Genomic DNA, 14,755 nt, shown 5'->3' with positions numbered 1-14,755 from the left:
CATTTAGAATAACGCATATTATGGCTCATATTAGGTCTTTACTCTATGCTTGCGGTATAACTTTTGTGCAAGACGAAAAGATCGCCCCAAAAATAAGCCATCCAGCGGTATAGGAACAATTATGCAACTAACTCGCTTTCAAAAGCCCCAGCCTGCGCTCGGGGTAGATATAGGCACCGACGCGGTGCGGGCGATTCAATTGTTACCTGTCGAAAACTCCTACAGTATTGGTTGCGCCGCCGAACTTAGCGTGCCGTCCAATGTTATGGCCGAAGACGAAGTTACTGATATCGGCCAGTTAGGCACCATCCTTAAACAACTCAGACAGTATTGCGGCGCACAGGTTCGCGATGTTGTTAGTGCCGTGGCCGGTACTCAGGTTATCAGCAAAATCATGATGATAAGCCCGGGCCTTGATGAACAGGCTATTGCCGACCAAATTGAAGTGGAAGCCGAAAGCTTAATTCCGTTTCCGCTAAACGAAGTCAGTTACGATTTTGAAAGCTTGGGTGAAAACCCAACCAATCCGAATCAGGAACGTATTTTGGTAACTGCGGCGCGCAGCGAGAGTATTAACGCGCGAGTTGAAGCCTTCCGTAACGCCGGTTTTGACACCCGCATTATGGACGTTGAAAGTCAGGCCTTACTGCGCTGCTGCCAATACGTGCTGCCACACCAGCATCCACATTTACTGGCGCAGGAAAAACCACTGCTACTGTTAGATATTGCTGAGTCTCATTTGTTGTTGCTAGTAGTGAAAGGTGACGAAATTCTGTTTAGCCGCCACCACGGCATGGGTACTGACGCCTTAATAAAACCGCTTAGTAGCGGTGCCGACGCAACGCCAGAAACATTAGTCTTTGAGCAGTTACAGCACGGTGAGCTGGAAGGCTTTTCAGAACTTATTATTGCCGATTTTTGCGCGAACTTATGGCAGCAACTTAGCCGTAGCCTGCAACTTTACAGTAGCAGCACCAGCGGCAGCCAAACCGATTTCAGCGGCCTGGCCATAAGTGGTAGTGGCGCACAGCTGCCGTTAATTCATGAATATTTGCAACAGCAAAGCAAGTATCCGGTCGCCGTGGTTGACCCCTTTGCACTGTTCGAACTGGCACCCGCATTAAATCATATGAAATCGCACGGCCCGCGTTTTGTGCAGGCTACCGGGTTAGCCCTGAGGAGCTTTTCAGCATGGCACACGTAAACCTGCTCCCCTGGCGGCAACATGAGCGCCTGCGTGCGCGTAACCGATTTTTACTCATTATGGGCTTAACTGCTTTGGCCGCGGCATTGGTTATTATGCTGGTGCACTTTGTGTTTATGGAAGTGCGGTATCAGCAACAGTCGCGTAATCAGTACCTGCAACAGCACATTGCCTTGCTGGATACTCAACTGGCCGAAATTAAACGTATTAACGACCAGAAAAAATCTATAGAGCAGCGCATGGCACTGATTCAGTCATTGCACGAAGATCGCAACACCGCGGTGCGGCTGGTCAATGAACTGGCAACCCGAACCCCGCAGGGGCTGTATATTGTGAGCGTCGAGAAGCGTGGCAGCATGCTTTATATTGACGGCCGCAGCGCGTCCAATAATCGCGTAGCGGAACTGTTGCGAGAGTTAAAGCGCTCGCCGCTGTTCGACCAACCCTTGCTGCAACAAGTCGTAGCTGACGAAGACAGCAGTGGCCAGTTTGATGCCTTCTCGTTGTCCACCCGAATTGTGCCAGCAATGACACCGCCAACTGCTGCGGAGGTCGCCAATGGCAATTAATTTGGAGCAATTACGCGAGCTGGAACTGAGTGAGCTACCCTGGTGGCCAGCGCCACTGCGGCGCCTGGTATTTGCTATTACTGCCGTAGCTGTACTGGGGCTGGGCTATTATTTTTTACTGGCCGACGACTGGGCGAGCTATCAGCAGGATGTAGCCAAAGAACGCACCCTGAAAGATGAGTATCAGTTGAAGTATTATCGCACCGCAAATTTGCCAACCTATCGCGAACAACTCCGAGTGTTAAATGCGGCGCTGGCTGATTTACTGAACATGCTGCCGACGGACGACGAAACGCCACGGCTATTGGATGACATTACTCTGATTGGAACCCAAAGTGGTTTGCGAATTGAACGCATTGAATGGCAGCCCGCAGTGCAGCGGGAGCTCTATACCGCCTTACCCATGAATATTGAATTAACCGGCAACTATCATCAAATTGGCGACTTTATTGCTGAATTAGCCGGGCTGGATCGCATTATTAGTGTGCAGAATTTTCAGTTACTGCGCCGCTCAGAAAATGCGCCACTGCGATTAACAGTAACCGCAGAAACCTACCGCCAGCAAACCATGAGGGCGGAACCATGATAATATATTCACGCACTCTGGCACTGGTGCTAGTGGTTCTGACTTTGGCAGCCTGTAGCGGTCGGCATACCGACTTACAAAACTATTTAGAGCAGGTTCAGCAAGGTGCAGTGCCAGCCGCGGAGCCACTACCACAACTACCTGAACTAACCAGCGTAGATTATGTTGGTGAATCTGCACGAGATCCGTTCCGCCCCATGGCTCGCAGCAGCGAGCAAAGTCGCGATGCAGCAGCTGGTGCGGCGCGCAACTGCCCACAACCAAATTTTGCCCGGGTGGCAACCCAGTTGCAGCAAATTGCGCTGGATCAAATGCAGTTAAAAGGCGTCATGAGCGCCCAAAACGGTAGCCGCACCGCTTTAATAACCACTAACCAAGGTCAGTTACATCGGGTAACGACCGGGGACTATCTGGGCCTGAATTACGGCCAGGTAACAGCCATCAGTGCCAATCGCTTAACGTTGCGCGAGTGGATAGCTACCGGCGACGGTTGCTGGCAGCAACGCGAAACTTCGCTAACACTGGTGACGCCTTCCAGGAGTAACAATTTATGAGATGCCGATTATTTACCGCCGTACTTGGTTTATGCATCGCCTTTAGCAGTCATGCTGATACGCTGAATACCTTAAATGGCATTGACCATGCACCGCTTACTCCCGATCGCTTCGGTTTGCAGCTGCGTTTTGAAAATCAGGTAGCAGCCCCGGTGGTGCGTACCACCAACAGCCCGTTGCGCAATGAATTTTTGCTGCGCTACACCAACAGCGAGTTGCCCGATGGCAAAATTGCCACGCCTAATCATCCGCTTATTGAAGCAGTGTATTTAGAGCAGCAACGCGATGACCTGCTGTTATCGGTACACACCCGCGAACCACTTCAACACTTGTTAATGCGCAACAATAACGAGCTGTCGTTAACCTTGCTGGCCAGCACCGACACCCCAAGTGCGGGCGCCTCAGAGGAAATGGCACGCATTCAAAGTGCGCGCAATGAAATTGATGATATTCAGTTCGAGCGCACCGATAACTCCACCGCTACTGTGCGCATTCGCACCAATAGCGATGCCGGCACTCAGGTTCAGCAAGAGCTGAAAGCTGGTGAAAATTCATTAAGCATTATGCTGTTTAATACCCGGTTGCCGGAGCAGCACCTGTATTTGCTAGACGTAAGCGAGTTTGATACCCCGGTAGAAACCATTGAAACCTTCCGTGAGGGCGACCATTCACGTATCGAAATAGTGGGCAAAACCGGCTTTGAACATCAGCTACAACAACTTGAAGACAACCTGGTACTGCGGTTATTTCCGCGCCCGAAAGACGAACTGGCCGAGTTAAGTGACAACACCGATGATCGGCCCATTTCACTGAACTTTCAGGACATTCCGGTGCGCCAGCTGCTGCAGATTTTGGCCGACGAGAACAACCTGAACCTGGTTGCCAGCGACAGTGTTAGCGGAACCATTACCTTGCGCCTTGAAAATGTGCCATGGAATAAAGCGCTGACCACTATCTTGCGAGTAAAGGGGCTAGATAAACGCATTGATGACAATATTCTGATTGTTGGTCCGGCCGATGAGCTAGCCGAGCGCGAAGCCAAAGACTTAGCCGCCAGCCAGAAAATTGCCGACTTAACGCCCATGCAATCCAGCTATGTGCAGGTAAACTACGCCAAAGCAGCAGAACTAGCGGCGTTATTGCGCAATGACGATACTAATTTATTGTCCCAGCGCGGTGCTGTAACCGTGGACGAGCGTACCAACACCCTGCTGATTCGTGACACTGCTGAACAAATTGAAGCTATTCGCAGCATGGTGGAAGTACTCGACCGCCCAGTTAAGCAAGTTATGATTGAGTCGCGCATGGTTACTGTGCGCGACAACATTAGTGAAGAACTGGGTATTCGCTGGGGCTTTTCCGGCAGCGGCAATGAAAGCGGCGTGTCTGGTAATTTGCAGGGTGCCGAAGACATGGCCAATGGCAATGTGCCAGCACTGGCTAATCGCCTGAATGTGAACTTGCCGGTGAATAACCCTGCCGCTTCGCTTGGTTTCCACGTGGCCCGCTTAAGTGACGGCCGCTTGCTGGACTTAGAACTGTCGGCTCTGGAGCAGGAAAACCGCGGTGAAATTATTGCCAGCCCGCGTATTACCACGGCCAATCAAAAATCAGCTTACATTGAACAAGGTACCGAAATTCCGTTTGTGGAAAGCTCATCGTCGGGCGCGACCTCGGTTCAGTTCAAAAAAGCGGTGCTGGGCTTGCGGGTAACACCACAAATAACTCCAGACAATCGCATTATTCTGGACTTGGTAATTACTCAAAATACCCGCGGTGAAACCGTGAGCACCCCAACCGGACCAGCAGTTTCTATTGATACCCAGGAAATCAGCACCCAGGTACTGGTAGAGAACGGCGAAACCATAGTGTTAGGTGGTATTTATCAGCAGCAAATACTAAATGATATTTCCAAAGTACCGCTGCTGGGCGACATCCCTTATGTTGGTGTGTTGTTCCGTACCACCAGTCAAATTAACGAAAAGCGCGAGTTACTTATTTTCGTGACCCCGCGCGTAGTGACCACTGAGCGCTAAAGCTTGCCATCAGAGCTGTGAATTGCGATAATCGCGGCTCTTTTTCGTTGGGTTGAGGATGGTCTTAAGACACTCCAAATTCGTGAGTCACAGCTATCAATAAGTGATGTAAAGCAGACATATGGCTGAAAAACGTAATATTTTCTTAGTAGGTCCAATGGGTGCAGGCAAAAGCACTATTGGCCGTCAAATCGCCAGAGAACTTCATTTAGAATTTTATGATTCAGACTCAGAAATTGAGCGCCGCACTGGTGCTGAAATAAGCTGGGTATTTGAATTAGAAGGTGAAGAGGGTTTTCGTGCGCGGGAAGAAAAGGTCATAGAAGAACTGACCGAGCATACCGGTATCGTGCTGGCCACAGGTGGTGGTTCTATCCTGAGCAAGGAAAGCCGTAACCGCTTATCGGCTCGTGGCATTGTAGTTTACCTGCAAACTACCATCGACAAACAACTGGCTCGTACTCAGCGCGACAAGCGCCGGCCGTTAATCTCGGAAGCCGAAAATCCACGCGAAGTGCTGGAAACTCTGGCCGAAGAGCGTAATCCTTTATATGAAGAGATTGCCGACATTACGGTTCGTACCGACGAGCAAAGTGCCAAGTTTGTGATTGACCAAATTATAGAAAAAGTCGGTATTTAAACACCGGAGCGCGCAAACTATGGCCAGCCACGCAAACAAACCCCTGATGGTGCAATTGGCCGAGCGCAGTTACCCGATTCATATTGGCAGTGGTTTGCTGAATCAAATCAGCACCCTGCTGCCGCAGTTACCCCCGCAGATTTTTATTCTTACCAACACCACGGTAGCGCCGCTGTATTTGGCGCAGCTGCAACAAAGCCTGGCCGAATCTGCAACTGAACACCAAGTGGTGGTGCACCAACTAGCTGATGGCGAACAATATAAGTCGCTGGAAAGCTTTGCTGAGGTTATGAATACCTTAATAGGCGCCAGCTTTAACCGTGATTGTGCCGTGCTGGCATTAGGTGGTGGTGTAGTTGGTGATTTAGCGGGATTTGCGGCCGCTTGTTTTCAACGTGGCGTCGACTTTTATCAAATTCCCACCACCTTACTGGCCGACGTAGATTCGTCGGTGGGCGGCAAAACTGCCGTAAATCACCCCTTAGGTAAGAACTTAATCGGCGCTTTCTATCAGCCGCAAGCCGTGGTTATTGATACCGACTGTTTAAACACGCTAACCGAGCGCGACTTCCACAGCGGCCTGGCCGAAGTCATGAAGTACGGCATTATTCATGACGCTGAGTTTTTTACCTGGCTGGAAACCAACGCCGCCAAGCTGGTTGCTCGCGATAGTGCTGCACTAACGGAAGCTATTGCCCGTAGCTGCGCTATCAAAGCGGAAGTAGTAGCCTTGGACGAACGCGAACAAGGCGTGCGCGCCCTGCTGAATTTAGGCCATACCTTTGGCCATGCCATTGAAGCCGCCAGCCACTACGGTGAATGGACCCACGGCGAAGCTGTTGCAGCTGGCACTGTTATTGCATCTAACCTTGCGATGGCAATGCAGCTGATCACAGCGTCAGATTTTCGACGCATCGTTGCGCTTACCAAAGCGCTTGGGCTACCGGTGAAACCACCGCAATTAGCCTGGGACACCTGGTTAAGCTACATGCAACGAGACAAAAAAGTGCAGGCCGGCAAACTGCGATTCGTTCTGCCTACCGCTATTGGTAGCGCCACGGTAACCAGTCAGGTCGACCCCGAACTTGTGAAGGCTGCAATTGCTGACGTCAGTTAATCAACGTCGGACAATGGCAGATGCAAGCGTTATCTAAAAATCCAATATTACTAGCGGCGCCGGTACAGGCAACGCTGAGCCAGCAACGGTTACTGGAACGGCTACATTATGTGAGCAGCTTCAGTGAACAAGTGGTGATTTTGCACGGCCCGCAAGGCGCCGGAAAATCGACGCTGGCCGAACTGTACCTGGAACAAGCGTCGGACTACGCCGAAGTAGCTTTCTTAAGCGCAAGCAGCAAGCAGTCCGATGCTCACTTGCGCAGCCAGATTCTTACTCAACTATATGGCACTATGCCGGTGTCCAGCAAAGCGCTGGGCGAGCAAATGGCGAATCACCGCGCCATTAGTCATGCCATTGTGGTGGTTGATAACGCCGAATACTTGTCCAACGCCTTTATTCATGAATTGCAGCAAGCCATTATGCAAATGCTGGCCAGCGGCAAGGGCTGCCGCCTGAGCGTAATGCTGAGCGGCATTTCCAGCTGGGCCAAACAATTCAAAGCTATTCACAATGGCGATCAAACGCCGTTGTTAATGGCCGTAGAACCTTTTACCTTCGCCGAGCAATACGATTTTGTGCGCGCCATGCTGCCACAAGCACTGCAAAGCAGCTGGACCCAGCAACGCCATAAGCGCGAGCTGATGAGCCTGACCGGCTTCCCAGGTGAAATTCAAAACTACTTACAGCAAAATCTACGTCCGCAAGCTTTTGATCTTGGCGATGGCATTGACTCGTTGCGCGACAACGACAGCAGTAGCATTGATGATGAAGACGAAGGCGTTGCTGTAGCCTTAGGTGCCTACAGCGCTAAAAAGCGTAAGTTGAGTAAATCCCAGCCCGGCTGGTTTAAGTTGCTGATGTTACCGCTACTGGGTTCTTTGTTTACTCTGGTTACACTAAACAATGACTTAATCACGGCACCCGTTAAATTAGCGCTGGCCGACAATCACCGTCTGGATGCGGCGTTCTGGCAAACGCCATTACCCAAGCCTGAGCCTGCAGCTCCGGCAGCAGTGGCGGCTACAACTGATACCATTAACAGTGCCGACGAGTTACCGGCAGAGCTGGCTATTACCTATAACGACGCCTTAACCGACTTAACCACAGCCGCAGAACGTGAAGCTTCCACCGAAACTCTGAATTTAAAACTCAGCAAACCAAGCAAAGCGTCCGTAGCTGTCGAACAAGCTCCACCAGCTACTAGCGCTGCCGCAAATGCGTCAGAGAGTCCGGCGGAGAATACGCAAAGCACGCCAGTAAGTACGAACAACAACTACGACAACGCCTGGGCGCTGGCACAACCGCCGCGCAACTATACCTTGCAGCTAAATAGCCTGAGCTCAGCTGAATGGTTAGATAACTTTTTACAAGAAAGTGGTTTGCAGAACACCGCCAGAACCTATCAGTACGGCAGTGGCAATAACCTGCGCCTGATCACCATTTTCGGTAGTTTCAGCACTATAGATGCAGCGCGTAATGCCGTGGCCGAACTGCCACCGAAGGTTCAGGCACTGCAGCCCTGGCCGAAATCTTTTGCTGCGGTACACGCAAACATCGAACAACAGCCCTAAATCAGGTTACAATCGGCGCTATGTTGAAGTAATAACTGTGCAGGCGCATGAAAAAGAACCGGGCATTTTTAAAATGGGCAGGGGGCAAGTACGGCCTCATTGAGCCCATTACGCGTCTGTTACCCAGCGGCAACAAGCTCATTGAGCCCTTTGTTGGCGCTGGCTCGGTATTCTTAAATACCGATTATTCCCGCTACCTGCTAAACGACATCAATCAAGATTTAATTACCCTGTACCGCACGGTTAAGCGCAAGCCGGTTGGCTTTATTAAAGACGCCCGCACCTTCTTTAACGCCCAGAATAATACCGAACAAGCCTACTACTCCATGCGCGAGCAGTTTAATGCCAGCACCGACGGCTATGAACGGTCCTTGTTGTTTTTGTACTTAAACCGCCACGGCTACAATGGCCTGTGCCGCTACAATTCCAGCGGTGGCTTTAATGTGCCCTTCGGCCAATACCGCAAGCCTTACTTCCCGGAAGCTGAGTTGGAGCACTTTGCCGAAAAGGCGAAGCGCGCCACCTTTACCTGCCTGAGCTTTGAAGACGTGTTCCGCCGCGCCCGTACCGGTGACGTAATGTACTGCGATCCGCCGTATGCGCCTTTAACCACCACCGCTAATTTCACCAGTTATGCCAGTGGCGGTTTTAATCTGGAACATCAGCATGAATTAGCGTTGCGAGCAGAGCGTCTGGCACGCAAGCGCGACATACCTGTATTAGTTAGTAATCACGACACTGAGCTCACCCGGGTGCTGTACAAAAACGCGCAACTCACCACCTTGCAGGTGGCACGCAGTATTAGTCAAAATGGTGCAAAAAGACATAAAGTAGCTGAGTTACTTGCTCTTTTTCCGGCAAACACGGATAGTATTGCGCAACAAAACGTTATCCACCTAAACCAAAAACTAAAAAAAGTGGCCACATGATTTGGGAAAACCGTAGTTTTCAGGAACTAGATATTCAGACCTTGTATGCAATTTTAAAAATTCGTCAGGAAGTTTTTATTGTTGAACAAACCTGCCCTTATATGGACGCAGACGGACTGGATCAGCAAGCACAACACCTATTCGCACGCAGCGATACCGGCAAGCTATTAGCCTATGCCCGCATTTTTCTGCCGAATAAAGACAACCAATACAGCCGCATTGGCCGCGTACTTAGTGCCGGCAATAAGCGTGGTAGTGGTTTGGGTAAGCAGCTCATGCAGCGCTCGCTGGATTATTTGCTGGAGCAAGCACCAACCAAACCTGTGCGGTTAAGCGCACAAACCTATTTGAGAGATTTTTATGCCGGTTTTGGTTTTGTCGAAATAGGCGAAGAATATTTAGAAGACGATATTCCGCACATAGATATGGAACGCGCTGCATGAGTGAAACCGGGGTCGGCGTTATCGCCGTTGTAAACACGCAAACGGATGACCCCGAGTTGCAGCAACAAGCGGCAGCCATTGCCGAGCAGTTTCAATTCACCACCCAACCACATCCAAATGCCGAATTTCAGTTAGAACTTAGTCGCTTAGGTTTAAGCCTACGCTGGCTGGCCAACGCTGACATGACGCCGCTTCGCATTGATTTTTTACATAGCAAACATGCCGCCAGAGCCGCTCGTGCCACCATTAAAAATGAGGCTATTGCCCGCGCCATTGGTGTGTCGGGTAACAAACGCCCCAGCGTTTTAGATGCCACTGCCGGGCTAGGCCGTGACGCGCTGGTACTGGCTGCGCTTGGCTGTGAAGTAACCCTGCAGGAGCGCCATCCGGTAGTTGCTGCCTTGCTGCAGTATGCGCTGCAACACGACGGCGCCAGCCATCCGTGGCTGCAGCAACGCCTGCAATTTGGTGGCCAGCATGTATTACAAACCACACCAGCCGCCAGCTTTGATGTTGTATACTTAGACCCTATGTATCCTAAAGGTCAGCACAAACGCGACCGCAAGTCTGCGGTCAAAAAAGACATGCAGATGTTTCATGCGTTAGTGGGCAACGACGAAGACGCCGATGCGCTATTAGCCCCAGCACTGCAAGCGGCACGCAAACGCGTAGTCGTAAAGCGCCCGCAGCACGCCGATTTCCTGGCCGGCAGCAAACCAAATCAACAGGTAATTAGTAATAAACAGCGTTTCGATATTTATTTGATAGACGCCGCGGCGCCGTCAGTAAATTCATAATCACCAATTTCACCTAAGGATTTACCCATGATTAAGCAAAACGATCGCATTCCGGCTGGTACGCTAACCGCTAAAGGCGAGTTAGGTATGCAGCAACATAATCCAGAAGAAATCTTCGCCAAAGGCACCCATATTTTGTTTGCCGTACCGGGCGCTTTCACCCCAACTTGTTCTGAAAAACACTTACCGGGCTTTGCTGAGAAAGTAGATCAGTTCCGTCAGTTAGGCGTCCAAACTATTAACTGCGTTGCAGTGAACGACGCTTTTGTAATGGCCGCCTGGGGTAAAGACCTGAACGTTGGCGATAGTGTGCGCTTACTTTCTGATGGCGACGCCAGCTACCACAAGCAACTTGGCCTGGTAAAAGAAACCGGTAACTTTGGTGGCACCCGTGCCGAGCGTTATGCCATGGTCATTACCGACGGCGTGATCACGCACCTGTTTGTTGAAGACGAAAAAACCTTCGGCGTAAGCAGTGCTGAACACGTATTAGAGGCTCTGCAAAGCTAGTGAGCCAGGTTGATGTTCTGATTATTGGCGCCGGTGCAGCTGGCCTGCACTGCGCCGCTACCGCCGCCGCACGGGGAAAATCCGTGCTGCTTCTGGACCATGCCAAACAAGCCGGCAAGAAAATACTGATATCCGGTGGCGGGCGCTGCAACTTTACCAATATGTACACCAGCCCCGAAAATTTCCTGTCGCAAAACCCACACTTTTGTAAGTCGGCACTAAGCCGCTATACCCCCTGGGACTTTATTGCGCTGGTAGAAAAGCATGGTATTGCCTACCACGAGAAAACCCTGGGTCAGTTATTTTGTGACGAGTCCGCTAAAGACATAGTGCGGATGCTGATGGCTGAATGCGACACTTATGGTGCCCGCGTGCAGCTGCGCACCGAGATTCTGGATGTAAGCTACGCCAACGATCAGTATCAGGTGAAAACCTCGCAAGGCAGCTATCAGGCAAGCAAGCTGGTCATTGCCTGTGGCGGACTTTCCATGCCCAAGCTGGGCGCCACGCCGCTGGGTTATCAGTTAGCCGAACAGTTTGGTCACAGCGTGCTACCGGTGCGCGCCGGCCTGGTGCCTTTTACCCTGCATGACGCCGACAAAGAACGCTACGCCGAGCTTTCGGGTCTGGCCGTAGACGTAGTTGCCAGCAATGAGCGCAGCAGCTTTAAAGAAGCCATGCTGTTCACTCACAGGGGCTTAAGCGGACCTTCTATACTGCAGATTTCGTCGTACTGGTTACCGGGCGAAGCCGTGAGCTTAGACCTACTGCCTAGCACCGACGTACTGGCCGAGCTACAACAATTGCGCACTGACCGACCCAAACTTGGCTTGCGCACCGTTCTGCAACAGTGGTTCCCCAAACGCCTGGCACTGACTCTGGCCGACCAACACCAATGGCCCGACAAAAACCTGGCCGACTGCAACAACGCCCTACTAACTCAAGTTGCCGAAACCCTAAATAGTTGGCAGGTAAAACCCAACGGCACCGAAGGCTACCGCACCGCCGAAGTAACCTTAGGCGGCGTAAATACCGACGAAGTAAGCTCGCGCACCATGGCCAGCAACCTGCAGCCCGGCCTATTCTTTATAGGCGAAGTGCTGGACGTAACCGGCTGGCTGGGCGGCTACAACTTCCAGTGGGCCTGGGCTTCGGCAAATGCCGCGGGGGAGAGTGTTTAGTTCAACCAATAGAATAGCTATCTTCCTGAATGTAGCCTAGTGTGTTACTGGTACTTCCCACCAGTTGACGCGGCTGCAGGCACCCAGGCTCGAATGTAACTTTCACATTTCAGCGACTTTTTAGTCACATTGGCCTTGCTAACCTCCCAACGTTCATCAGAAAAATACAGCGCGTTGTTGGAGGATAGTAATATGACTAGGCAATTTAAACGGGTATCGTGGTTGGCTCTGTGGTCGCTCCTGATTAGTTTTCCATTTTTTACTTACGCAGCAGAAGCGCCCGGTGCGCTGACGGTTATCGTTAAAGATCAGATGACAGACCGACCACTGCCGAACGTGCAGATTACCCTCGAGGAGCGGGAAACCGCTGCCACGCAAACGGTGGAAACCGACGAGCAAGGTCGTATCGTTGTTGACCAGCTCGACTCGGGTCTTTACTCGGTAAGCTTAGCCAAAAGCGGGTTCGCTTCATTGTACGAGCCAAGCGTACGCGTAGTTACGCGCAAAAATATCAAGGTTGAATTCAAACTGTTTAAAGACGAGGCGATTGAGAGGGTACTTGTTCAAGGACAGCAAACCAATCCATTTGCATCGCCTTCCAGCACCTATATCGACAGAGAAGCGCTGCGCAGCGCTGTGGGCGGTGGCGCAGATCCGCTGCTGTCATTGGACGGATTGCCAGGCTTGGCATCTGCCAGTGAATTCGCAAGTTTTAGCGTGCGCGGCCGGGGCCCACGAGATAATTTGCTATTCGTTGATGACTTTCCCTTTGATAAAGCGATTCACTTTGATGCGACACTGGGTGAAGAGGAAGACGTTGGTGGCGGTGGCCGTTTCTCGATTTTCGCACCGAACGTTATCAGCGGCGCTGAATTCTCACCAGGCGGTTGGGGGCCTGCTTATGGCGGCCGTGCTGCATCGCTACTCAAACTAGACGTTGCCGATGGCAACCCAAGCCCTTCCGCAAGTTTCCGCTACGACCTTGCGGGTTATGAAGTTGGTTACGATGGCCCTACCGGTATCACTGAAGACTCAACGATGCTCGTTTCTGCCCGGCGGCTGGACTTCGGCGCTTTGTTTGAAACTATTGAAGAACTCGACATTGGAGAACCTGTTTTACGAGATATCATCGTAAAATCGGTTATGCCAATCAATCCAACGAACACGCTTGAAATTCTGCTAATAGATACACACGAGGACTATACTCGCGACGTGACCCACGTTTTCGAATCGCCGAACTTCGAAGATGCAGCGCTGCAAGATTCTGAACAAGACAGTGATTTGTATGGTCTGACATTACGCTCTTTAATAGGCGAAACAGCGGTCTGGACCAACAAGGTTTACTACCGCAACAGCGACAAGGTTAGTTCAGAGGGCGAAGCATTTCCTGACCAAGCACCAGAAGGAGGGCCTGCGTCGAGTATTCCGGTGCGCGAGGACATTATTACCATTGGTGAAGGTGAAACGGAGATCGGCTGGCGCAGCGATTTTGAAGAAATGAATCAATGGGGTATGTTCAGTACGGGTGTTCGTGTCACGCAAATTGATCTGGACTACAACACGTTTTTAGATGGTGATTGGAACCGATATGTTTACCACGACGATGATTTTAGACCCGACCCAGAGCAACGTTATATTGTGCTGACGCCCGAGAGCATCAACTCTTCGGTAAGCCAGAAAGAAACCAGTTATGCTGGCTACGTAGATCAAGTTTTTGAGTTCGGAAATTGGGATTTCAGCACTGGCTTACGGCTCGAGCGAGACGGCTTTGCTGACGAAAGCCTGGTGTCGCCCAGATTCAGCGTGAACTGGCAGCCAACTAAAACGGTTAGATATTTTGCCACCGCAGGGCTGTTTCATCAGTCGCCACGGTATTTAGAGCTTGCCGCTAACGAATCAAACAATCTTAAGAACGAAGAAATCACGCATGGTAGTGTCGGTTTGAAGTATTTCCCGAGCACTAATTGGTCGGTGTTAACAGAGGTCTATTATCAAAACCTCGACGACCTAGTCGTAGATCTTGACCGAACCAGCGGCACCTTTGCCAACATTGGTGACGGCACCTCGTACGGCTTCGACATCGTGACTATGGGAACAATTCGCGACGGCCTATACGCTACCGCAACTTACTCTTACAACGATGCTGAAATCGACCGCAAAGATGGTCGCGGTAAAGTAGCCGCTGAATTCAGTCGCGAGCATGTTGCCACCCTGGGTCTGACTTGGGAAATTAACGACCGCTGGAAGGTCGCCGGGCGCTACAAGTATCTATCCGGTACACCCGACGACAACTTTATTATTCACGAAGACGTATTGGGACCCGGACAACCGTTACGCTACTCAAAAGAGATCACTGAGCGCAATGTTGGTCGCAAAGGCAGCACCGCCATGGTAAACCTTCGCGTTGACTATCGGCGCGCAGTTGGCCCTGTAGATGTAACTGCTTTTCTTGATGTCATTAACGTAACCTCGGCATCATCGGGTGAAGAAGCCGAGTTTGACTACCGCCGCGGCGTTATCGTGAAAGACGATGGCGAGGCCGAACCACTGATTGGTTTACGATTCGACTATGCCTGGTAGTTAGGCTTAGTAACTAGGTCTGGTGAGGAGAGCAA

General features: G+C 51.2%; 14 protein-coding genes. All 14 read left to right on the top strand.

Features of this window, described 5'->3' with window-relative positions:
* Positions 1–121 precede the first annotated feature (121 nt).
* The gene (gene pilM / locus CCE91_RS09050) at positions 122–1,204 is read left to right on the top strand and encodes a type IV pilus biogenesis protein PilM (RefSeq protein ID WP_086434962.1); all 1,083 of its coding nucleotides are present in this window, start codon (positions 122–124) and stop codon (positions 1,202–1,204) included.
* Entirely contained in the window at positions 1,192–1,773 is a 582-nt protein-coding gene (locus CCE91_RS09045; protein WP_086434961.1) for a PilN domain-containing protein, read from the top strand. Before pilM ends, CCE91_RS09045 begins: the two co-directional genes overlap by 13 nt.
* Positions 1,763–2,359, top strand: a complete 597-nt coding sequence (locus CCE91_RS09040) for a type IV pilus inner membrane component PilO (RefSeq protein ID WP_086434960.1) — start codon at positions 1,763–1,765, stop codon at positions 2,357–2,359. The genes CCE91_RS09045 and CCE91_RS09040 overlap by 11 nt, the downstream gene beginning before the upstream one ends.
* A complete protein-coding gene (locus CCE91_RS09035) occupies positions 2,356–2,913 on the top strand; it encodes a pilus assembly protein PilP (RefSeq protein WP_086434959.1) in 558 nt (185 codons plus the stop codon). Before CCE91_RS09040 ends, CCE91_RS09035 begins: the two co-directional genes overlap by 4 nt.
* Positions 2,910–4,949: a type IV pilus secretin PilQ gene (locus tag CCE91_RS09030; RefSeq protein ID WP_086434958.1), complete on the top strand. Its 2,040-nt coding sequence runs from the start codon at positions 2,910–2,912 to the stop codon at positions 4,947–4,949. The genes CCE91_RS09035 and CCE91_RS09030 overlap by 4 nt, the downstream gene beginning before the upstream one ends.
* A 121-nt stretch (positions 4,950–5,070) precedes the next feature.
* Positions 5,071–5,589, top strand: a complete 519-nt coding sequence (gene aroK / locus CCE91_RS09025; protein WP_086434957.1) for a shikimate kinase AroK — start codon at positions 5,071–5,073, stop codon at positions 5,587–5,589.
* Between the two features lie 19 nt (positions 5,590–5,608).
* Positions 5,609–6,706 (top strand): 3-dehydroquinate synthase, encoded by a 1,098-nt coding sequence (gene aroB, locus CCE91_RS09020; RefSeq protein WP_086434956.1) that lies wholly within the window; start codon positions 5,609–5,611, stop codon positions 6,704–6,706.
* Positions 6,707–6,726: 20 nt separating this feature from the next.
* Complete coding sequence (locus tag CCE91_RS09015; protein ID WP_086434955.1) at positions 6,727–8,280, top strand: AAA family ATPase; 1,554 nt, start codon at positions 6,727–6,729, stop codon at positions 8,278–8,280.
* Between the two features lie 47 nt (positions 8,281–8,327).
* On the top strand, positions 8,328–9,209 hold the full coding sequence (locus CCE91_RS09010; RefSeq protein WP_086434954.1) for a Dam family site-specific DNA-(adenine-N6)-methyltransferase: 882 nt from the start codon (positions 8,328–8,330) through the stop codon (positions 9,207–9,209).
* On the top strand, positions 9,206–9,652 hold the full coding sequence (locus CCE91_RS09005; protein WP_086434953.1) for a GNAT family N-acetyltransferase: 447 nt from the start codon (positions 9,206–9,208) through the stop codon (positions 9,650–9,652). The genes CCE91_RS09010 and CCE91_RS09005 overlap by 4 nt, the downstream gene beginning before the upstream one ends.
* A complete protein-coding gene (locus CCE91_RS09000; RefSeq protein WP_086434952.1) occupies positions 9,649–10,449 on the top strand; it encodes a class I SAM-dependent methyltransferase in 801 nt (266 codons plus the stop codon). The genes CCE91_RS09005 and CCE91_RS09000 overlap by 4 nt, the downstream gene beginning before the upstream one ends.
* 27 nt (positions 10,450–10,476) lie before the next feature.
* The gene (locus CCE91_RS08995) at positions 10,477–10,959 is read left to right on the top strand and encodes a peroxiredoxin (protein ID WP_086434951.1); all 483 of its coding nucleotides are present in this window, start codon (positions 10,477–10,479) and stop codon (positions 10,957–10,959) included.
* Positions 10,959–12,140, top strand: coding sequence for a BaiN/RdsA family NAD(P)/FAD-dependent oxidoreductase (locus tag CCE91_RS08990; protein WP_086434950.1), 1,182 nt, complete (start codon positions 10,959–10,961; stop codon positions 12,138–12,140). The genes CCE91_RS08995 and CCE91_RS08990 overlap by 1 nt, the downstream gene beginning before the upstream one ends.
* 192 nt (positions 12,141–12,332) lie before the next feature.
* Entirely contained in the window at positions 12,333–14,720 is a 2,388-nt protein-coding gene (locus CCE91_RS08985) for a TonB-dependent receptor (RefSeq protein ID WP_086434949.1), read from the top strand.
* Positions 14,721–14,755: the final 35 nt, after the last annotated feature.

The organism is Pseudidiomarina planktonica, assembly GCF_900177775.1.
In the GTDB taxonomy this organism is placed as follows: Bacteria; Pseudomonadota; Gammaproteobacteria; order Enterobacterales; family Alteromonadaceae; genus Pseudidiomarina; species Pseudidiomarina planktonica.
Note: the sequence above shows the minus strand (reverse complement) of the source record. Positions and strands in the feature narration are given on the sequence as shown.

Bases quoted from the DNA above. Each gene is read 5' to 3' on its own strand.
- pilM (WP_086434962.1), top strand. From the start codon at position 122: ATGCAACTAACTCGCTTTCAAAAGCCCCAGCCTGCGCTCGGGGTAGAT.
- CCE91_RS09030 (WP_086434958.1), top strand. From the start codon at position 2,910: ATGAGATGCCGATTATTTACCGCCGTACTTGGTTTATGCATCGCCTTT.
- CCE91_RS09035 (WP_086434959.1), top strand. From the start codon at position 2,356: ATGATAATATATTCACGCACTCTGGCACTGGTGCTAGTGGTTCTGACT.
- CCE91_RS09000 (WP_086434952.1), top strand. From the start codon at position 9,649: ATGAGTGAAACCGGGGTCGGCGTTATCGCCGTTGTAAACACGCAAACG.
- CCE91_RS09005 (WP_086434953.1), top strand. From the start codon at position 9,206: ATGATTTGGGAAAACCGTAGTTTTCAGGAACTAGATATTCAGACCTTG.
- CCE91_RS09045 (WP_086434961.1), top strand. From the start codon at position 1,192: ATGGCACACGTAAACCTGCTCCCCTGGCGGCAACATGAGCGCCTGCGT.
- CCE91_RS09040 (WP_086434960.1), top strand. From the start codon at position 1,763: ATGGCAATTAATTTGGAGCAATTACGCGAGCTGGAACTGAGTGAGCTA.
- CCE91_RS09015 (WP_086434955.1), top strand. From the start codon at position 6,727: ATGCAAGCGTTATCTAAAAATCCAATATTACTAGCGGCGCCGGTACAG.
- aroB (WP_086434956.1), top strand. From the start codon at position 5,609: ATGGCCAGCCACGCAAACAAACCCCTGATGGTGCAATTGGCCGAGCGC.
- CCE91_RS08985 (WP_086434949.1), top strand. From the start codon at position 12,333: ATGACTAGGCAATTTAAACGGGTATCGTGGTTGGCTCTGTGGTCGCTC.
- aroK (WP_086434957.1), top strand. From the start codon at position 5,071: ATGGCTGAAAAACGTAATATTTTCTTAGTAGGTCCAATGGGTGCAGGC.
- CCE91_RS08995 (WP_086434951.1), top strand. From the start codon at position 10,477: ATGATTAAGCAAAACGATCGCATTCCGGCTGGTACGCTAACCGCTAAA.
- CCE91_RS09010 (WP_086434954.1), top strand. From the start codon at position 8,328: ATGAAAAAGAACCGGGCATTTTTAAAATGGGCAGGGGGCAAGTACGGC.